28 protein-coding genes and 1 other RNA gene are annotated in these 17,061 nt (G+C 33.8%); 6 read left to right on the top strand and 23 right to left on the bottom strand.

The annotated features are described in order from the left end of the window. Nucleotides 1-3: 3 nt before the first annotated feature. The 21 genes from ACQV2S_RS01200 to ACQV2S_RS01300 form a co-directional block, all read right to left on the bottom strand. Nucleotides 4-1,530, bottom strand: a complete 1,527-nt coding sequence (locus ACQV2S_RS01200) for a phage portal protein (RefSeq protein ID WP_428884876.1) — start codon at nucleotides 1,528-1,530, stop codon at nucleotides 4-6. After that, on the bottom strand, nucleotides 1,530-2,861 hold the full coding sequence (locus ACQV2S_RS01205; protein WP_428884877.1) for a PBSX family phage terminase large subunit: 1,332 nt from the start codon (nucleotides 2,859-2,861) through the stop codon (nucleotides 1,530-1,532). The genes ACQV2S_RS01200 and ACQV2S_RS01205 overlap by 1 nt, the downstream gene beginning before the upstream one ends. Continuing rightward, complete coding sequence (locus ACQV2S_RS01210; protein WP_428884908.1) at nucleotides 2,851-3,267, bottom strand: terminase small subunit; 417 nt, start codon at nucleotides 3,265-3,267, stop codon at nucleotides 2,851-2,853. The genes ACQV2S_RS01205 and ACQV2S_RS01210 overlap by 11 nt, the downstream gene beginning before the upstream one ends. A 74-nt stretch (nucleotides 3,268-3,341) precedes the next feature. After that, the gene (locus tag ACQV2S_RS01215) at nucleotides 3,342-3,713 is read right to left on the bottom strand and encodes a hypothetical protein (RefSeq protein ID WP_428884878.1); all 372 of its coding nucleotides are present in this window, start codon (nucleotides 3,711-3,713) and stop codon (nucleotides 3,342-3,344) included. 345 nt (nucleotides 3,714-4,058) lie between these two features. Continuing rightward, nucleotides 4,059-4,475 (bottom strand): transcriptional regulator, encoded by a 417-nt coding sequence (locus tag ACQV2S_RS01220; RefSeq protein ID WP_428884879.1) that lies wholly within the window; start codon nucleotides 4,473-4,475, stop codon nucleotides 4,059-4,061. A gap of 121 nt (nucleotides 4,476-4,596) precedes the next feature. Then, nucleotides 4,597-4,764 carry a hypothetical protein gene (locus ACQV2S_RS01225; RefSeq protein WP_428884880.1) on the bottom strand — a complete coding sequence of 56 codons (168 nt, stop codon included), beginning with the start codon at nucleotides 4,762-4,764 and terminating at the stop codon, nucleotides 4,597-4,599. Next, nucleotides 4,761-4,901, bottom strand: a complete 141-nt coding sequence (locus ACQV2S_RS01230) for a hypothetical protein (protein ID WP_428884881.1) — start codon at nucleotides 4,899-4,901, stop codon at nucleotides 4,761-4,763. Before ACQV2S_RS01230 ends, ACQV2S_RS01225 begins: the two co-directional genes overlap by 4 nt. 71 nt (nucleotides 4,902-4,972) lie before the next feature. Beyond that, the gene (locus ACQV2S_RS01235; protein WP_428884882.1) at nucleotides 4,973-5,452 is read right to left on the bottom strand and encodes a hypothetical protein; all 480 of its coding nucleotides are present in this window, start codon (nucleotides 5,450-5,452) and stop codon (nucleotides 4,973-4,975) included. Next, nucleotides 5,453-5,575: a hypothetical protein gene (locus tag ACQV2S_RS01240; protein ID WP_428875929.1), complete on the bottom strand. Its 123-nt coding sequence runs from the start codon at nucleotides 5,573-5,575 to the stop codon at nucleotides 5,453-5,455. Next, a complete protein-coding gene (locus ACQV2S_RS01245; RefSeq protein WP_428875928.1) occupies nucleotides 5,576-5,770 on the bottom strand; it encodes a hypothetical protein in 195 nt (64 codons plus the stop codon). 2 nt (nucleotides 5,771-5,772) lie between these two features. Then, the gene (locus tag ACQV2S_RS01250) at nucleotides 5,773-6,174 is read right to left on the bottom strand and encodes a YopX family protein (protein ID WP_428884883.1); all 402 of its coding nucleotides are present in this window, start codon (nucleotides 6,172-6,174) and stop codon (nucleotides 5,773-5,775) included. 24 nt (nucleotides 6,175-6,198) lie between these two features. Then, the gene (locus ACQV2S_RS01255) at nucleotides 6,199-6,969 is read right to left on the bottom strand and encodes a DNA-methyltransferase (protein ID WP_428872865.1); all 771 of its coding nucleotides are present in this window, start codon (nucleotides 6,967-6,969) and stop codon (nucleotides 6,199-6,201) included. A 58-nt stretch (nucleotides 6,970-7,027) separates the two neighbouring features. Beyond that, nucleotides 7,028-7,546: a single-stranded DNA-binding protein gene (ssb, locus tag ACQV2S_RS01260; RefSeq protein ID WP_428884909.1), complete on the bottom strand. Its 519-nt coding sequence runs from the start codon at nucleotides 7,544-7,546 to the stop codon at nucleotides 7,028-7,030. 116 nt (nucleotides 7,547-7,662) lie between these two features. Continuing rightward, complete coding sequence (locus ACQV2S_RS01265; RefSeq protein WP_428875922.1) at nucleotides 7,663-8,601, bottom strand: phage replisome organizer N-terminal domain-containing protein; 939 nt, start codon at nucleotides 8,599-8,601, stop codon at nucleotides 7,663-7,665. Next, nucleotides 8,601-9,257 (bottom strand): putative HNHc nuclease, encoded by a 657-nt coding sequence (locus ACQV2S_RS01270; RefSeq protein ID WP_428884884.1) that lies wholly within the window; start codon nucleotides 9,255-9,257, stop codon nucleotides 8,601-8,603. The genes ACQV2S_RS01265 and ACQV2S_RS01270 overlap by 1 nt, the downstream gene beginning before the upstream one ends. Before the next feature lie 12 nt (nucleotides 9,258-9,269). Further along, entirely contained in the window at nucleotides 9,270-10,127 is an 858-nt protein-coding gene (locus tag ACQV2S_RS01275; protein WP_428884885.1) for a DUF1351 domain-containing protein, read from the bottom strand. 1 nt (nucleotide 10,128) lies between these two features. Next, entirely contained in the window at nucleotides 10,129-10,824 is a 696-nt protein-coding gene (locus ACQV2S_RS01280) for an ERF family protein (protein ID WP_428884886.1), read from the bottom strand. Beyond that, the gene (locus ACQV2S_RS01285) at nucleotides 10,824-11,045 is read right to left on the bottom strand and encodes a hypothetical protein (RefSeq protein WP_428884887.1); all 222 of its coding nucleotides are present in this window, start codon (nucleotides 11,043-11,045) and stop codon (nucleotides 10,824-10,826) included. The genes ACQV2S_RS01280 and ACQV2S_RS01285 overlap by 1 nt, the downstream gene beginning before the upstream one ends. A gap of 25 nt (nucleotides 11,046-11,070) precedes the next feature. Next, a complete protein-coding gene (locus ACQV2S_RS01290) occupies nucleotides 11,071-11,286 on the bottom strand; it encodes a hypothetical protein (protein ID WP_428884888.1) in 216 nt (71 codons plus the stop codon). Nucleotides 11,287-11,420: 134 nt separating this feature from the next. Next, nucleotides 11,421-11,714 carry a hypothetical protein gene (locus ACQV2S_RS01295; RefSeq protein WP_428884889.1) on the bottom strand — a complete coding sequence of 98 codons (294 nt, stop codon included), beginning with the start codon at nucleotides 11,712-11,714 and terminating at the stop codon, nucleotides 11,421-11,423. A gap of 69 nt (nucleotides 11,715-11,783) precedes the next feature. After that, nucleotides 11,784-12,002 (bottom strand): helix-turn-helix transcriptional regulator, encoded by a 219-nt coding sequence (locus tag ACQV2S_RS01300; RefSeq protein ID WP_428884890.1) that lies wholly within the window; start codon nucleotides 12,000-12,002, stop codon nucleotides 11,784-11,786. 144 nt (nucleotides 12,003-12,146) lie between these two features. Here ACQV2S_RS01300 and ACQV2S_RS01305 point away from each other — a divergent pair, with 144 nt between their 5' ends. The 6 genes from ACQV2S_RS01305 (at nucleotide 12,147) to ACQV2S_RS01330 (ending at nucleotide 15,947) form a co-directional block, all read left to right on the top strand. Further along, nucleotides 12,147-12,488: a helix-turn-helix transcriptional regulator gene (locus tag ACQV2S_RS01305; RefSeq protein ID WP_428884891.1), complete on the top strand. Its 342-nt coding sequence runs from the start codon at nucleotides 12,147-12,149 to the stop codon at nucleotides 12,486-12,488. Then, nucleotides 12,469-12,885 carry an ImmA/IrrE family metallo-endopeptidase gene (locus ACQV2S_RS01310; RefSeq protein ID WP_428884892.1) on the top strand — a complete coding sequence of 139 codons (417 nt, stop codon included), beginning with the start codon at nucleotides 12,469-12,471 and terminating at the stop codon, nucleotides 12,883-12,885. The genes ACQV2S_RS01305 and ACQV2S_RS01310 overlap by 20 nt, the downstream gene beginning before the upstream one ends. Next, the gene (locus ACQV2S_RS01315; protein ID WP_428884893.1) at nucleotides 12,882-14,231 is read left to right on the top strand and encodes a DUF4041 domain-containing protein; all 1,350 of its coding nucleotides are present in this window, start codon (nucleotides 12,882-12,884) and stop codon (nucleotides 14,229-14,231) included. The genes ACQV2S_RS01310 and ACQV2S_RS01315 overlap by 4 nt, the downstream gene beginning before the upstream one ends. Nucleotides 14,232-14,265: 34 nt before the next feature. Next, nucleotides 14,266-14,613 (top strand): TM2 domain-containing protein, encoded by a 348-nt coding sequence (locus ACQV2S_RS01320; RefSeq protein ID WP_428884894.1) that lies wholly within the window; start codon nucleotides 14,266-14,268, stop codon nucleotides 14,611-14,613. A gap of 70 nt (nucleotides 14,614-14,683) precedes the next feature. After that, the gene (locus tag ACQV2S_RS01325) at nucleotides 14,684-14,854 is read left to right on the top strand and encodes a hypothetical protein (RefSeq protein ID WP_428884895.1); all 171 of its coding nucleotides are present in this window, start codon (nucleotides 14,684-14,686) and stop codon (nucleotides 14,852-14,854) included. Continuing rightward, a complete protein-coding gene (locus ACQV2S_RS01330) occupies nucleotides 14,829-15,947 on the top strand; it encodes a tyrosine-type recombinase/integrase (protein WP_428884896.1) in 1,119 nt (372 codons plus the stop codon). Before ACQV2S_RS01325 ends, ACQV2S_RS01330 begins: the two co-directional genes overlap by 26 nt. Nucleotides 15,948-16,000: 53 nt before the next feature. Here ACQV2S_RS01330 and ssrA read toward each other — a convergent pair. After that, nucleotides 16,001-16,363, bottom strand: a transfer-messenger RNA (tmRNA) gene (ssrA, locus tag ACQV2S_RS01335). A 91-nt stretch (nucleotides 16,364-16,454) separates the two neighbouring features. Beyond that, nucleotides 16,455-17,057: an ECF transporter S component gene (locus tag ACQV2S_RS01340; protein WP_428874244.1), complete on the bottom strand. Its 603-nt coding sequence runs from the start codon at nucleotides 17,055-17,057 to the stop codon at nucleotides 16,455-16,457. Nucleotides 17,058-17,061: the final 4 nt, after the last annotated feature.

Here is a 17,061-nt window from a genome sequence, read left to right on the forward strand (position 1 = left end):
TAATCACTCCATATTCAACGGCGATAAGTTAAGCATATCTACTTGTTCTGATCGAATCATCGGACGAGATTTTTCTTGGTTAATTATTTTTAACCACTCATTGGCAGTGTCCTCGTTCACATTGAAAATACGTTGGATCGCTTCTGCTTTAGGCATCAATCCATCGATTGTAGCGGATGAATAATAGCGATAGTTCTGATTTCTGTCTTGAGCGATAGAATCATCAAAATCAACAGATACATCAACTTCTAAATCGCCATCATAGATATCACATAGATATGCCACCTCTAAAATAGTGGTCACTAGCTCATTGATACCTTCTTCAACTAAAGTTCCATGACTGTTCTTAGTCTGATAAGTCAAAGAATTCTCGCTTACTACTTCTGTAGCTGTCTTTACTGATTTACCATCAAAAGTAAAAGTACCTGGAGATAAACCAGCCTGCATACTCAACAACTCTAAATTCGCATTGATTGAATCAATAATGTCTTGCGACCGTAAACTAACCGATAAATCTTTAATACCTTCATCAGCTTTACCAATCGGAGTAAATACTGTTTCTTCTGTATCAAAGACTTTTTCAAAGCCAACTGTTTGACCTCTATTATCATATTTAGCAATACCCTTAAGCATTGTTGGGTCAACAGTAATCCGTCTCTTACCTAACTTAAATTCGTTCATGAAGAAGTCATATAGGTAATCAATAAAATAAAGCGTGTCATAGGAATTCTCATACAACGAGATACCTAGAGGGCTTGTTAAATCTTTGTTGTTAGCAATATTAGGCTTGATATAAATAAACAAAGGCCTTGATAGGCCTTGAATAACGGTTCTTTCGTCCAATCCCTCGTACAAAGTATTTAAAGGAATTTTAACCCCTAATTTCTTACTGTCTTTTGACTCGTAAAGTTCATTTCTAACAACATAGTTATTACCTTCCCATTCATTCCACTCTAAAAGTGTATAATACTTGCCGTCTTTAGTTTCTTCATTGATAAATACGGCTTCATCAATTACATCAGAGTCATTCGAAAGAGGGAAGAAAGTATCTGCGCTGGCCCAAGCAAGCTTAACTTTGCCATTATGTTCATAAACTTTAATAGCCATACCACCTAAAGCCATACAGTACTCATAATAACGTTGGAAGTTTTTATGGAAGCCATTAGCTTTTAGGGTTTGTTTTATAAACTCATGTGCTTTATCTTCTTCGTTCTCTGGTGGTTTGCCTCTTGAAGTCACATCAATAATCACCTTCTCATTGAAGATAAGACTTGCCATTCTTTGAGCCATGACTTTAGCAACATTAAGTGTCACCATATTCCTGGTCTTAATATCACCATTAGAATTACGATATTTTAACTTGTGCCAATCTTCAAAGAACCCACTGTAAATTGATTTGTTTTGTTTAATCCTTGAATATGCCTTCTCATCAATCACTAGGTCTTTATGATCTTCAACACTTTTTATTTCACTTACTAATCCGATTGTGACCCCCACCTTTCTAATTAAACTTTTTAATTTTTCAAACATTAACTAACCCCCTTACCTGCTGTCAATCCTAAATCGTCTAAGTTGTCACATACAAAATACTGGAAGTTATCACATGTATGATCTGCTACTTTAATAACTGCTGGGTTACTTGGATTGTTTTTAATAGACCTTTCTTCCCATCTGTATTGTTGGTGTTCTTTAATAAATATTTCGTTACTTGGTTTATCCAAAATAAAAAACCGACCCTGTGCGAGCAATTCTTGCACATAGTCGATCATGTCTATTTTTTTCTTCTTAGCTACTGGATGTAAATAAGCACCATATAAGTCTACATATTGGTTACGAATGGCTCCTTCAGCCGAATCAATGGTTGAGTTCCTAATCGGCAATTTCCATTCCTTAATCATTCGTTGCTCAAATTCAAAGATGGTCTCGCAATGTTGAACTGGTGTTCTTTTTACCACCTTACCTTCTGGAGAGTAGTAAATAGTATCAAGCAGATAAACATTTCCTTTAGCACTCAAACCATAACAAGAGGTTGTTGTCGCTGAAACTTGATGCCCTGTATCCGTCGAAAGATATAAGGCGATTAATGTATCATTTTCTGGAAACTCGTCTATAACCTTAAATAAATCCATATTATAGACGTTGTCACCCAGTCCGACTGGCTCGCCTAAGTAGATATAACGATAGTAATCAAAGTCATTTTCCTTAATTCGATTAATTTCTTCTAGCATCTGCTCATTGATAAAGCCCAATTCATCATCAAGGTAACTACTTGAGTGAACGAGGTATAGGTTATTGCCTTTTAAGTTGCTAGACCACTCATTAATCCATGAATAGGGATTACGAGGCGGATTATAAGACCAGTAAATATTCACTTGCTTAGCATCCTTATGTCCTTGTCGGATAAAAGTTGCATTGGTCTGGTCAAACTCTTCAAAGCTATCAAACTCCGCTGCTTCTTCATACCAAACACTAATTAAATTACCAATATCATTTGATTTCAACTTTGAAAAGTCATCTTGGCCATAGAAAAAGATAGTAGATCCAGTGGCTTTATGCTTAATTCTCAAAGGCGATACGTTCATATCGAATTGGTTAAGCATACCAAACTTACTAATCGCCCATTGCAGCTTTAGATAAACACTGTCTCTTAGGGTATTAGCCACCTTACGAATAACAACTACATTAGCCTTTTTACCTTTAGTCAAATAGTTCATGATCCAATCATCAATAATGTTTAGAGCGATAACTGAAGATTTAAAACTACTACGTCCACCTTTTAAAACCCGATAAGGCTTTTTACAATTCCATAAACAATAAAAGTTAGGATTTACTTCTTTTGTTAAATCAACATCAATCTTCATCGTTAGGAATCCCCTTATAGTTGATAACAAAGGTTGCCCCTTCGTTGGCGTCTAGCGGGTAGCGTTTCATGATTTCGGTGCCTGCTTTGATAACTTCTGCTATGCTAGGTTTTTTATTAATTGTTAGGAACTCTCCGGTAATCGGACTAACTTCTATCTTTTCCTCCGTCAACTCTTGTCTTAGAATGGAAGTGAGCTTTTGCATGACTTCATCAGCGGTTGCAATCTTATCTTTTTCAATCTCTTTCAAGCGCTGGTCTATGTAAGTTTTAATTGTAGTATTTTGTAGTAATTTAGAAGCGTTAGTATTTACATATTTTTTACTATAACCAGCTTTAATAGCAGCTTGTGTCGCATTCCCACTCACTATATATTCATCAGCAAACTTCTTCTGTTTAACTGTCATTTTAGCCACTCAATAGACCACCACCTTTCAATGCATAATAAAAAGACACCGAATGGGTGTCTTTAAGTTATAACCTATTTAATATTCTGAATTACTCTGCTTAAAAACAAGCCTAAAATACCTACCAGAACAATATCCATCGATTTATCCATAAATATCTCTCCTAATTTATACCAATAATTAGTATTCTCAAGAGAGTACACAAGGAAGGAACCACAAAAAAAGATAATAAAAGAAACAGTTAGTAAAAGACAAAAAAAGACAAAATTTATAAATTCGTCTGAACTTTTAAAAAGATATTTTTTTATAAACCTAATAGTTCTATCCTTCTCATTTATTTCACCTTTTTTATAAAGACTGACTTTAAATCCTAACCATATAAAAATCATAACAATCAATAAAATAAAATACAGTAGCATATATCCTCCAATAAAAACAGTTGCCATTTTTCCCTCCTTTAAATTAAGATAATAAAATTATACCAAAAACCACCCTCGTCGCATAGGGTGGTAAGAAAGGAGGTGATTTTGGTTGTACGAGTCTGCGGACCAATCACAATCCGCAATGCAACTGGTAAGGATTTGCACCTTACATAACACATTACTGTTCAAGGGTTGCCCACGTAATATGTCTTATCCCTTTTAAGCGTCTACCTATTCCGCCACAGTTGCTAAAAGTTTTTTTGTCTATATTTTTAGAACACAATACATAGACGCGGTCTGTTTGTTAACTTCCCACAATACAAATTTAACACATATACTACCCTTCAAAATCCACAAAAAGTCCACAATCTATTTATCTAGTCCTAAATCATCAGCGATATTCTCGAAGAATCGATTTCTTAAATTAAAAGCCTGACTCCTGCTACAATAGATAATCTTATTTTCTACCAATCCATTCATTGTGTACCTTGGATATTTTTTGAGATACAATTCATTAATAATTGTTTTAGTATCTTCATCGCATTCGTCCAAATTGTCCGATATAACACGTTGATTACGCCTTAATGCAGTGATTCTTTTATCTTCTTCGATGGTTATCAACATATTAGTCATCTTATCGTTACGTCCATTGCCTTGAATACCAGCATTAATATCGGTTGGTTTAAACGGATAACGCAATTCTTCTTCTCGTTCTTCGATGTATTTATCAAGTTTCGGATAATCTCTCAATATATCCTGAATATAATTAAATGTACTGCGCTTCAATCAATCACCTCCAAATATACCTCTCAAAGCTTTCAGCGTTAGATACTTTATCTTTTTTGATAGTCGCAAAAACGTATTATACTTTGCTCTCGCTACTGCTCTGTGCCTATCATTCGCCATTTTAAAACACCTCGAATAGATCCATGCTTGGCGTTACTTCTTCAATGGCAACTACTGAATGATATTTTGCTTTTGCTTCAGTTTCTGCTTCTTGAATCGTTTTAGCATCAAAGTAAACATATCTTTGATTTCCGTGAACATCTTTTACTAAAATCTTAAATTGCTTCATGCTTTCCTCCTATACTGGTCAGGGTGTCTTAAGATATAAGTGTTCCCACTCGCTTCAATAACAGTAGCTTTACCCTTTTTCATCTTTTTAATCGTTACAATGGGTCGGTAGCGATCTCCTACTTTTCGTTCTTTCAATCGAACTCGTCCTTTCTGTATATTGATGACATGATAAGTACGGTTAATAATAATGCTACGATTAGTGGCATTTAATCAGCCTCCAGTAAATCAATAATTTCAGTCGGTTCTTGATTTTCCCATTTGATAAAGGAGAATAAATTTTTATTTAATTTTATATAGTCATCGATATTATTATTTACTTTCCAGCCGTAAGAGTCTTTAGTCGGCTTGTCTTTGTAAGCGTATAGATTATTATCCCTATCTCTAGCAATGTAATTAATACCTTCAACATTTTCTAAAATAGCTCTTTCGATATCCGACAACCTATCTTCTCGTTCTTCAATCGGCGTTGACGCGTATTCAACGCATAATTTAAAAAGTTTTTCTTTATCTGTTTCGCTCGTTTCATAAAAATCTCCATATCTTGTGTCAACAGCATAGGTTTCATCAGTTCTTACACTACAATAATATGTACGACCTATTTTAATGTATATACATTTATCCGCTAGCTCTACGTCCCAATCTTCATTACTCTCTTTAACTTTTTTAATAAATTCTTTTGTTAACATTTAATCAGCCTCCTTCTTTTCCAGTTCAAGTAACCTATCTCTTAGCATTAATAAAAAATCTTCAACATCTGGGTCTAAGGCATCATCGACAAACTGTTCAATTTCTTTTATTAATTCTTTCATTTACTTGTCCTCCAATAACTCTTTTATTTTTTTAACGTGACTGGTCCTAAAATATGTATTACTCTTTATAGGCCTAAAACAACAATAATATTTTGGATATTCACTCTTTTTTAATACACCACGAATGACATCGCCATCAAAAAATGATAATTCGACATTCTTACCTAAATAGGTTTCAAGTTTTTCTCTTTTCATTTTTAGTCCTCCAATAGTTCTGGGTTTTTATAGATATTTCCGATGACTTGAATTTCGGTTTGAGAATTATTAGAATTCGTTTCGCTAACGAAATACTGCAAGGGATCTCCGTTAATGTGATATAAGCCCTCTAAAACATCGTATAAAACCACACCCTGTGTTGAGTCGGTTTTGATTATGTCGCCGACAAAGATGTCGGTACCATTTTTGTCCTTAAGAAATGTTGATTGCATAAGAACAACTTCATCAGGTCTGCATTTAACAGCATGAACTGTTCTTAATCTCCCATTAAACTCGTCATTAGCGACACTAGATACGTATACTTCGTTTTCCATCTCATTAAATCCATAACAACCTCGCATTTTGTTTGTCGCTTTATCCCACGCTCTAAATTTTGGTAGCATTTATTTATCCTCCTCTTTTATTGTTTAAAATAAACTACTTTGCAAAGGCACATTAGATAACATCTCTTCTTTTGCCTTTTTATAAAAATCTTTTTTTATTTCAAAACCGTAAGAATGTCGACCTAACTCCAAACTGGCTCTCAACGTTGACCCGCTCCCTGCGCAAGGATCAATAACGATATCCCCTTCATCTGTAAAAATTTCAATTAGACGTTTCAATAATTGAACGGGCTTTTGCGTTGGATGAACTTTAGGAATTGTTTTTCGACTGTCACTTTCCCAATTGAACCAGTTTTTTATCATTTTCCCGTTATTTCTAAATTTAGGTAGTTTATCTCGGTATAATACAACGGCATATTCAGTCGCTCCTACAATTTTCATGTTAGATTTCAAAACTTGCGAAGAACTTTTTTTACAAAAAATAATCGGATAATTGTTTTTAAAGCCGTATTTCTTACCATAATCTATTACCATTTGCATTTGTTGAAAGGCACAAAAAACGATCATTGCTGGCGCTTGATTTCTCTCTTTTGGCTCTTTCTTTAATAACTTTGAACAAAAGTGCATATATTCAGATATTCTGAAATCACTGTCTGTATCAAAAAATTGTTTTCCAGCTTTTTCTGACTCACCTTTCTTATTATCTCCGTCCACATACCATTCCAAACTACTTGCATACGCATTATTTCCTAAGTTGTAAGGAATGTCTGCAATAACAAGCTGGGCTTTTGGAATTCCATATCTTTTATAATTTTGAAAATGATCGTTGTAAAGCTCGCACTTAACTTTATTCACTCGCCTTCTCCTTTCCTCTTTCAAACAAGTTCTCTATCTTTCCTTGGCTATGGAAATTCTAAAATGGTAAATCATCTTCATTGATTTCTGACTTTCCCATGCCTATATTACTGAAATCTTGCGCCTGTGAGCCGTTTTGTTGTGTAAACGGTTGATTATATTGGTTGCTAGGAGAAAAGGCCTCCTGTGGCACGTTTTGCCGATTTGAAGGATATGTCTGTTGGCTGTTGTTGTCTATCGGTCTTTGCTCTGTCACTTCTTTAGGTTCCAACAAATGGAAGTTCCTAACGTTAACTTCTGTGATATAAACTTTGTTTCCTTGATCATCGTCATAATTTCTAGTTTGAATGGATCCTTCAACACCGATTAGTGACCCTTTACGTGTAAAATTAGCTAAGTTCTCTGCAGCTTTACGCCAAATCACACATCTTATAAAATCTGCTTCCCTTTCTCCTTCTGCATTTGTGAAGCTCCTATTTACTGCTAAAGTGAAATTGCCAACTGGTGTGCCAGATGAAGTATATCTAAGGTCTACTTCTTTAGTTAGACGACCTATTAAATTTACATGGTTGATAATAATCCCTCCTAAAAATATTCATGCGTAAATTTACCCGTCTTGTAATCATATTTAGCTATTGTTAAAGGTATCTGATACTTATTCATTAATAACTGCATACATTTAAAATCCTCCCATCAAGATTTCAAAGTTTCTTTCAGTCTTTTCTTCATTTCTTCTTGCTTTTCTTTACTAACAACTTCTGATTTCACTTCTTGCTTATTCGTCATAAAGCTTGGCACTGGTTCAGTTTTTATGTGCTGATTACGGGTCTTATTCGGACTATTCATCTGTAAGACAAGCTTGTCATAATGTTTCCGTACTTTAGCTGGACTTAGAATAGTATTTTGCCAAAAGTCGTTATTCTGACACCAAATAACAACATTCTTCACTTGACTTAAATCTCTATTATCTAATTCGACTAATTTTCTGAAATCATCTGCCCAGTTTTGTAAATTAGGTTCTTTATGTTCAGGATTCCTTTTTTTGATAAGAGATAATAAAAATTTGGAAAGTAAGAAATAGTTAGAGTCCTCAGCATATCGAGACTTCGATTGCTGAGACTTATTACTCTTTTTCTTTATATCTATATCTATCTCTTTCTCTATCTCTTTCTCTGTGTCACTTTTCTGAACAACAATGTCACTTTTCTGAACGTTGTTGTCACAATGTGACGGTTCGGGAAGCTCAGTCAGATTTTCTTTTGCTCTGAGTTTTCTCATTCGCTTAGCAGAATCAGTCTCGCTTCCAATCATTTCATTTATTTGTTTAAGATAGAGTTCTCCCGTCTCTAACATTTCCACAAGACCAATTTGTTCAAATGTTTTCATTGCGACTGCTACTGTATCTAATGACGTGCCAGTTAGTTTTGCTAGTGCTTTTACATCGTATGGAATTAATTTCTCTCCTACATAGCGAACCAACTTACCATTATCTTTTAAAGACTCTAAGCATAGTTTTAAATAAAAAATCACATAATCTTTTCCGTTTTCTTGATCTTCTATCCATTGAATTGTATCTTCCTTAAAGAAGTTTTCATTTAGTTTAAGCCAGTAATACCGTTTGTTTTCACTCATTACATCACCCCTAATTCTTTTAGATCTTCCCTGGATAATTTAATTGGAACCACATTCCATTCTGCGCAAAACCAATCTAACCCTTTGTTATGTATTAGTTGATGGTGTTCCCTGCAGAGAGGTAAAAATGTTGACTCCAAATGATTATGTTTACTTCGGTTATTGCCCATACCAATTAGATTTGTTGCATGATGTATTTCTGCGTATTTATGACAAGCAACACACATTCTTTTCATAGTCATCTTGTAAACATACTTAGTAATATCGCTCGGTACGTACCCAACTGGATGCTGAAATGGTATTTGTTTATCAATGCAGTAATGAATTATCATATCTAACCATTCTGCTACTTCTTCTTTTTTCATTTTATTTCTAGCAATCGAAGGCTCTTTATCTGTGTCTTTTTCAATCATATACAAAGCTTTCATGTTAAGATTGATTCGACCCTTACGTTCTCCTGTATAATCATGTATGTCTCCGATTAATGCCCAATAGTGCTTCCGTTGCTGGTCTGTGCTACTCCCTTTAATCCAAGGTTCAAAATATCCAAATATGCGACCGTTCCATGTGTTTTCTGTAAATTTATTAAAGTCAATTGAATCATGTGTTTTTAGTAAAATTTCATGGTCATTAAAGTTTTTAACTTCACAGCGCATAATATCCCCTCTTTAATTTTTTTCAGGATAATAGCGTTCAACTTTCATACCTGTACTAACAAGATATTCATTTAAATTGTTAAACTGTTTTATTGTCCCTCTAATTTTGATAATATCTTCTACAATTTTTTCTTGAGGTTCTTCGTCTTTAATGTTTTTTATTTCTAAATCTTGGTTGTAGAGATTTGTGTTTATATTTTCTTCTTGGATCTTATTTTCTTTTTGCGCAGCAAGACTTTTCTTGTCTTCTCCTGCTTTAAAAATCCTTTGCAATATTTCTTGAGAGTCGATTCCCCTGTCATACATAGTTATCCAACCAGCGGTATCTTCTAATCCGCTAGCTAGTACAGCTTGTTCAATGACTTTCAATTCCTGCTTTCTCTTTTCAATTTTTTCTTTTATATCTTGTACTTGATGTTTGATTTCTTCTGCTATTTGTTCTTCAGAAAAAGTTCTGTTCGTCCACTTTGGATTGTGTTCTATTTCAAAGCCCTCTCCGTGGTTAGAAATCAAAACTTGAATTAAATCTTCTTTTTCCTGTCGCTCACGCGCTTCAAAATCTTTTATATTATTTTCCAACTCTTCCCAAGCTTCGTTATAGATTGAAGAGATACTTTTCATATCTTTTTCAAAATCTTCTAACTCTTTCAGCTTGTCATTCTTTACTTTTTTTCTAGCAGTTTCTACTTCTTCTCTAAGTTTTTTAACTTCTGCTCTTTGTTTTTTAGCTGTTTGATAGGTCTCTTCACTAGCAACAACTATCCCTTTATATTTGTTAGCAGTTTTTTCTGCGTATTCCTTGATTTGATTTAAATTTTTAATTTCGTATAAATCAGGTTTAAACTCCACAATTTGCATCAGATCTTTCATTTTAATTACCTCCCCAATTAATAACTTCTTGTTCTTCTTTTTGCTTTTTCGCGTCTGACTTTGCTTTCGCTTCCAACTTTATTAACCATGGGACAACCTGGTTCCACATGTCAGGAGTGATTTCTTCTGTACTTTTAACTTTTAAATACTCAAATATCCACTCATCTAATTGTTGACGCGAAACTTTCTTAATATTTTGAATAGATGTTCTTAATTGATCAGCACGTTTAATCGTTTCTTCTAAAGTCGGTTTTTGTGCTTTATTAAATCTTTCTTTTTCTTTTTTGTTATGACCGATACTTTGGCTCGCTTCGTTTCCATCATCATCAACATCACTTGCTATTCCAAAAGCGCTCGATAATGAATAGCGCCTAGCGTATGTGATAGCTGAGCCCATGCCTTGTGCGGTCGGTTTGTCTGCTTTTAAATAAAGTGGATCAAACTCAATAAACTCTCCGCTCGAATGGGTGATTATAGTCGTAACTCCTGCTTGTCCCTGCTCATTAGTGATTGTAGATTGAACATAGGCTAATCCGTGATTGTGCGCTACATTGTCTATTGACTGAACCACATTTTCCAAAGGAACATATTTAGATTTAAAAAATGGGTTATCTGCGTCTTTTAAAGGTTGCTTGAATTCTTTTTTAAATTCTGACAAAGCCTTAAAGATGTTTTTTGTTGATTCGCTAAACCTCACTAACAATTCACTCCTTTGCGCAATTCATATCTATCAAATTGTCTAAAATACTCTGCTATTTCAGTCGGTTCATCATAAATAAGATCCCCATCAAACTCAATTACTGAATCACCTTCATAAAGTGCTTCGCCTTTCCAATCTTTAGCAACTGGCAAATCTTCATCTGGTTCCAATGGAACCCCGAGACTATCTGTAGTCCCTTTCAAAAGTCTTTGATTCATGATATAATCCTCCTAGATTTAGTGTTTAGTCCGCATTGCCGTGCGGGCTTTTTTCTTTTTGTGTTTTCCATTCACTTGCTAATTCTGAAATTGCTCGCTGCTGTGTAATCAATCCTGCCCCAAGCCTGGATAGAGTTAAAAAAACTTGGTCGTTCAATTCACACCCATCCCTCAACATTCTTCCGACGATAAATGTTGGTTTCTTGTAAAAAACAACTGCTTTTAAAGCATTTTCAAACATTAATACCACCCCCACAGATACAATCCGTAAACTAATAATGGTCCTATTATAATGATTGATAATAAAATGATTAGATAAAAAATTAGTAATTTGTTGCGTTCTTCTTCAGTCTTTTTAATTTCTTCTTCGTTCATCTAATTCACCGCCTTTGTTTTATATAGATTTGACTCCCACCATTCGATAAACGGTTTCCTTGCTATTCGCCAACGACTTCTATTTTCGGGGAAAATGACAAAACCTGAATTCCCCACTCTGCTCTCTATTTCCTTGCGATTAAGATATAGAACTTTCCTTAAATCTTCTCGGTCTCTCCCAACCAATTCACTCGCTTCTAAAAGATTTATTTCAATCTTTACATCTGCTTGCTCAGGCAAATGCAGTTTAAGTGCCGTAATAACCGATTGTGTTATTTGTTCTTCAATCGACATCCATCCACCTCCTTAAGTATTTTTCTTCAATTTTATAAAGGATAAGAATAAACAAACCTAAATTGTGTTTTATTTTACTTTTAACTCGTTTTGTGAGTTAAATAGGTTAAAAAAAATATCTTCCTTGTCGACTTTAAATAGATCTTCTAGCATTTGCATTTGATAAGGTTTAGGAATTGTTACTCCTAATTCCCACCTACTAATTGTTTGTTGATTAGTATTTAATATTTTTGCTAACTCACTTTGAGAATAACCATAATAACTTCTTAGTTCTGATAACTTATTCATTTCATACTCCTTTCTTGCTTTATAACTACATATTAACACAATTTATGTGTTAGTCAATAGTTTTTACAATTTTTCTGTGTTTATAGTATTCTTAACACATTTTCTGTGTATAATATATTTATAAAATTTAGGAAGGTGAAATGTATGTTTGGGAACAGACTGAAAGAATTGAGAGATCGTTACAATATGACACAATCAGAATTAGCAAAACGTCTTAACACTACTCAACAATCTATAGGTCGATGGGAAGTTGGAAAAACAGAACCCAGCATCGAAGTTATAAAAGAAATTGCAACAATCTTTAATGTTAGTGTTGATTATCTCTTAGGGCATTCATCACCAAAAGACATTGAAATAACAAATTTAATAAAATCAGGATCTTTAACCTATAACGGGAATAAAATAAGCGACCACAATCTTAAAGTATTGACTACTGTTGTTAAAGCATTCTTAGAGGAGGAGGGAAATGAATCAAACCATAATTGATAAAGTAGTTGATCTGGTTAACTATCATAAGACTAGCAACCCTTTTGAAATTGCTGATAATTATATGATAGATGTTCGCTATGCCCCAACCGACGACGATTTCAAAGGAATATACTTACCTATTTACAATAAACAATTAATCATACTAAATAAGAAATTGGAGCATACTCAAGAACGCTATTTTGTGATGTCTCACGAGCTATGGCATGCGATTAATGATTATGATGTTGTCAGTTATTATCACATCGGTATAAATGCTAAAGGGAAAATGGAAAGAGTAGCCAATCAATTTGCAACAGCTCTTTGTCTATTTGATAAAGAAATTGATTGGAACAAATCAAGTTTTTGTATCTTAAAAGAAAACTATATACCTTACGAAATGGAGGAATACTTGTGAGATGGCTCAACAAAATTGTTCTTGGACTTCTTTGCTTTTTTGTTCTTATGGGACTTTTAACAAATTTTACTAAACAAGATATTTTGACAAATTTGATCTTATTTTTAATCTTATTTTATTTAGGGCGTCTTTTATTTAAAAAAGAGAAAGTTTTACCAATAAAAGAAAATGAAAAATTTTTAAATAATGAGGATAACGCATCTAAGAAACAAAACATATTTTCAAAAATTAGGAATAATTCGCTAGATACTGAAATTCAAAAAAAGAAACACCTATTAGAAGAGTTAAATTATAAAATTAAGGAAGCTAATTTGGAATTAGAGTTTATAGATTATGGCTTGTATAAAAGAAAGTATAAATTTAGTGATTCTGATAAATATAAAGACGCGCTTGCAAAAATACGGTTGAAAGAAAAAGACTTAATTAAAAATAATAGCGCTGGATTAATATTGACCCCTATGAAATTAGATAATAGCTTATCTAAAGGAAAAACAATGCAAAACCAATTAATAAAGGCAATGCTTAGAGGCTTCAATGGAGAAGCTGATAGCCTTCTATCGAAAATTACAACTTCTAACTCCGATAATAAAATTAAAGCTTTAAAAAGAATTTTTGAACAGATTAATAAGTTATATAAAAGAAATGAAGTAGCAATTAGTGAAAGATACCTAAAACTAAAAATTAAGGAATTAGAACTGGCAGCAGAGTATGAACTAATTAAACAAGAAGAAAAAGATTTACTTCGTGAACAAAGAGCTAAAGAAAGAGAAGACAAAAAGCTTCAAGAAGAAATAAAAAGAAAAAGAGTTCAATTGGAAAAAGATAGAGCTCACTATATGCAAATGATTGAAAATGTTGAAAAGATGATAAAAAACGCTACTGAAGATCAGAAACCAGAATTATTGAAACAGTTATCATCATACCAAGATAAAATTTCAGAACTTGAAGAAATCGAAGAGGATATTGATTATAGAGAAGGACATGCAACAGCAGGTTATGTTTATGTAATCTCAAACATCGGATCTTTTGGTGAAGATATTTATAAGATTGGTGTCACTAGACGTCTAGAACCCTTAGAACGTATTGCAGAACTTAGTAGCGCTTCAGTTCCGTTTAAATTTGATGTTCACGCTCTTATGTTTAGCGAAGACGCTTTTGCATTAGAATCTGAATTACACAGAGAGTTAGATGCATACAGAGTTAACAAGGTAAATAGCAGAAAAGAATATTTCAAAGTTCCTTTTTCTAAGATCAAAGATATCCTGGACTCTCATAAGGAACTCACTGTTGAAATAACTGAATCTCCTGAAGCCTATGAGTATAGACAGAGTTTAGCAAATAAATAAAATCTACTATTAAAAGTTGGAGGAATATTTTCGGATGGAATACTTAGTTTTTATTGCAATTTTAACAATAATTTTTGTGTTTAGAAAAAACAACAGTAGTAAAAATCATTCTCATGAAGTTCATCATATAGTTGTGGAGCACGCAGAAAACCCAGGAATGTATTATAATAACGGTCGTAAAAAAGTAAATAAAGTTCTTTACTTGATTATCATTTTCTTTTTAGGAGCAATTGGAATCCATAAATTTTATATAGGTGATAATTTTAAAGGGTTTATGTATCTTTTGTTCAGCTGGACGTTTATACCAGCGATACTAGCTTTGTTTTCATTCTTTGGTGCTTTATTTAAGAGGCCAGATAGAAATGGAGATATTTTGGTTTAAAGACTAAGCCTTCGGGCTTTTTCTTTTAAACATTAAAAGAACATACGTTCCCATTGAAAGGAGGTGAATTATGAACAAGGTGGAAGTTATCCAAAGATTAAAACGGGAGTTAAATGTGGAAGATGGGTTACATTTAAATTTATCGGAAGGAGAAATAAATGAAGAAGAATACCAAGAAATAAAGGCATTTGTCAAAAAAGTGAGGGAGGAGCACCATGGCAAGCTACAGAAAAAGAGGTAGTACTTGGTCGTATCGAATTAGTTATAAAGATAATGGCGAGTTTAAAGTAAAAGAAAAAGGAGGATTCAGAACCAAAACAGAGGCTAAAATTGAAGCAGAGGAAATAGAAAAGAAACTTCTACAGAATATCAATGTATTTGAAGCGGATACTCCTATTTGGCAATTTATGGAGATCTATTACCTTAAAAAGAAAAAAGATAAGATAGGTACGCACTCTCAAAAAGCCTACGAAAGAGATATTCGAAGAGTTAAAGAGTTTTTTGGAGACAAATATTTAAGCAGCCTAAATAATTTAGACTATCAAGAATTTATTGATTGGTTTGCTGAAAAACATGCTAAGGAAACAGTTAGCAAGCTACATAGTCATTTAAAGTTGGTTGTCCGTTACGCATTTAGAAATGGATTAATACCTATTGATCCCAGTCACGAAATAGATATTCATGGAAATAAACCTGAAAAGTCCAAAGAATTAAAATATCTATCTGAACATGAAGTCAACAAGCTTTTGGATGTTTTAAATAATGGCTTCAATCCTTCAATGACTTCTCGCTTCGCTTTATTACTAGGAGTATTTACTGGCGCAAGAATTGGAGAATTACTTGCTTTGAAATTTGAAGATTATAATCATGAAAATGATACGATCTCTATCAATAAATCTTTTGATTATCATTACACCAAAGAAGTAAAATCAACTAAATCCCTGTCAAGCAATCGCATCATTAAGCTTGATAAAGGTATATCCGATAAACTAGCATGGTTTATAACCTATAAGAAGCGCGAAAAACTAATTAATAACCGCAATCCTGATAATTATTTACTAGCTTATGGAGATAAACCAATCACACTTACTTCAGTAAATAAAACATTAAAAAGAGCCTGCACTAAGGCAGGCATTAAAAATATTACTGTTCATGCGTTGAGGCACACTCACGCAAGTATCTTATTACATAATCAACTATCTATTGAATATATAAGCGAAAGATTGGGACACAGTTCCCCAGAAATTACACGAAAATATTATATCCATATTATAGATGAATTGCGACAAGATAATGATAATAGGATGAACAGCGTATTTTGCAAATTCAACTAGTTTTGGGCATTTTTTGGACAAAATGCTTGCAAACCTTGATATTACAATAAATACAATGGAGATGAGGGGAGTCGAACCCCTGTCCAAATGTCTCGCCACCAAAGAATCTACGTCAATAGTTGCGTCTATTATTATTTAGCTCCCACATAGCCGACCAACAGGCATTTGTGTTTGCGAGTCTGCTTATCTCTTCTAAGGCTTACAGACGGAAAGACTTAGCGTATCCCACTAATTTGAGACCAGGAACTAACACATGGGCGATGCTAGGCTGATCTTAGCCAGCTGTTTTTAGGCAGCTAAAGCTAAATTGTTATTATTGTTTGCAGTTATATTTAACTGTAGCGTTGGTGAGGTAGTCGCTGCCTACCTGACGCATCCAAGGTTCGAACAACACCTGTCGAAACCATGACACCCCCAATTAAAGGTATAAATACATACTAGCATCTCCATGAGGAAATGTCAAAGAAGGTCAGTCAGCTTTTAGACGAATTATCTTGGACTTCCTACTTAAAGAGTTTGAGGTAATTTTTTGACGGCATTCAGTAAAATTGGCGTCACTAAAATTGAAAAGATCATCTCAGGTACACCATTCACTAACACAATACCTCCGAGCACCTGCCATAAGCTATCGAGATTGGCTCCACTAATTTGTGAATACTCTGCCTGTTTAAAGAGGCCAATTGCCCCTAAGACGAAAACTGTATTTAAGATTGAACCTAAGGCCCCTGCTATCATATAGCGCAAGCGATCTTGAATTTTATCTTGAGCTTGGTGGGCAAACCATCCAACAATCAAAGGCATAATCATCCGTGGTAAAAGTGAGACTAATGGTGAAGAAAAGACATAAACATACATGGGCGATGTTGGCATAACATAAGCACGAATCAAGGAGTTCAAGCCCCAAAATGCTCCGATAATAAAACCATCTTTAGTGCCTAACCATAAGGTCGCTACAATTACCGTTACATGAATAATAGTAATATTTAATGGGGGTATGGCTATATAGCCTAGAAAAGGTACCCAAGTTTGTAATAGGATAATAGCCATGAAGATACTTAAAATAACTAAGCGTTTAGTTTTCATAGCGTTTTGATTTTGTAATGCTGACACAAAC

The sequence above is a fragment of the Facklamia sp. P13064 genome, from assembly GCF_050409425.1.
In the GTDB taxonomy this organism is placed as follows: domain Bacteria; phylum Bacillota; class Bacilli; order Lactobacillales; family Aerococcaceae; genus Facklamia.

Coding starts and splice junctions, on each gene's coding strand:
- ACQV2S_RS01290 (WP_428884888.1), bottom strand. CDS start 11,286: ATGTTTGAAAATGCTTTAAAAGCAGTTGTTTTTTACAAGAAACCAACA.
- ACQV2S_RS01240 (WP_428875929.1), bottom strand. CDS start 5,575: ATGAAAGAATTAATAAAAGAAATTGAACAGTTTGTCGATGATGCCTTA.
- ACQV2S_RS01250 (WP_428884883.1), bottom strand. CDS start 6,174: ATGCTACCAAAATTTAGAGCGTGGGATAAAGCGACAAACAAAATGCGA.
- ACQV2S_RS01200 (WP_428884876.1), bottom strand. CDS start 1,530: ATGTTTGAAAAATTAAAAAGTTTAATTAGAAAGGTGGGGGTCACAATC.
- ACQV2S_RS01265 (WP_428875922.1), bottom strand. CDS start 8,601: ATGAGTGAAAACAAACGGTATTACTGGCTTAAACTAAATGAAAACTTC.
- ACQV2S_RS01215 (WP_428884878.1), bottom strand. CDS start 3,713: ATGGCAACTGTTTTTATTGGAGGATATATGCTACTGTATTTTATTTTA.
- ACQV2S_RS01210 (WP_428884908.1), bottom strand. CDS start 3,267: ATGACAGTTAAACAGAAGAAGTTTGCTGATGAATATATAGTGAGTGGG.
- ACQV2S_RS01300 (WP_428884890.1), bottom strand. CDS start 12,002: ATGAATAAGTTATCAGAACTAAGAAGTTATTATGGTTATTCTCAAAGT.
- ACQV2S_RS01225 (WP_428884880.1), bottom strand. CDS start 4,764: ATGAAGCAATTTAAGATTTTAGTAAAAGATGTTCACGGAAATCAAAGA.
- ACQV2S_RS01310 (WP_428884892.1), top strand. CDS start 12,469: ATGAATCAAACCATAATTGATAAAGTAGTTGATCTGGTTAACTATCAT.
- ACQV2S_RS01330 (WP_428884896.1), top strand. CDS start 14,829: ATGGCAAGCTACAGAAAAAGAGGTAGTACTTGGTCGTATCGAATTAGT.
- ACQV2S_RS01295 (WP_428884889.1), bottom strand. CDS start 11,714: ATGTCGATTGAAGAACAAATAACACAATCGGTTATTACGGCACTTAAA.
- ACQV2S_RS01245 (WP_428875928.1), bottom strand. CDS start 5,770: ATGAAAAGAGAAAAACTTGAAACCTATTTAGGTAAGAATGTCGAATTA.
- ACQV2S_RS01235 (WP_428884882.1), bottom strand. CDS start 5,452: ATGTTAACAAAAGAATTTATTAAAAAAGTTAAAGAGAGTAATGAAGAT.
- ACQV2S_RS01325 (WP_428884895.1), top strand. CDS start 14,684: ATGAACAAGGTGGAAGTTATCCAAAGATTAAAACGGGAGTTAAATGTG.
- ACQV2S_RS01320 (WP_428884894.1), top strand. CDS start 14,266: ATGGAATACTTAGTTTTTATTGCAATTTTAACAATAATTTTTGTGTTT.
- ACQV2S_RS01270 (WP_428884884.1), bottom strand. CDS start 9,257: ATGCGCTGTGAAGTTAAAAACTTTAATGACCATGAAATTTTACTAAAA.
- ACQV2S_RS01205 (WP_428884877.1), bottom strand. CDS start 2,861: ATGAAGATTGATGTTGATTTAACAAAAGAAGTAAATCCTAACTTTTAT.
- ACQV2S_RS01305 (WP_428884891.1), top strand. CDS start 12,147: ATGTTTGGGAACAGACTGAAAGAATTGAGAGATCGTTACAATATGACA.
- ACQV2S_RS01275 (WP_428884885.1), bottom strand. CDS start 10,127: ATGAAAGATCTGATGCAAATTGTGGAGTTTAAACCTGATTTATACGAA.
- ACQV2S_RS01285 (WP_428884887.1), bottom strand. CDS start 11,045: ATGAATCAAAGACTTTTGAAAGGGACTACAGATAGTCTCGGGGTTCCA.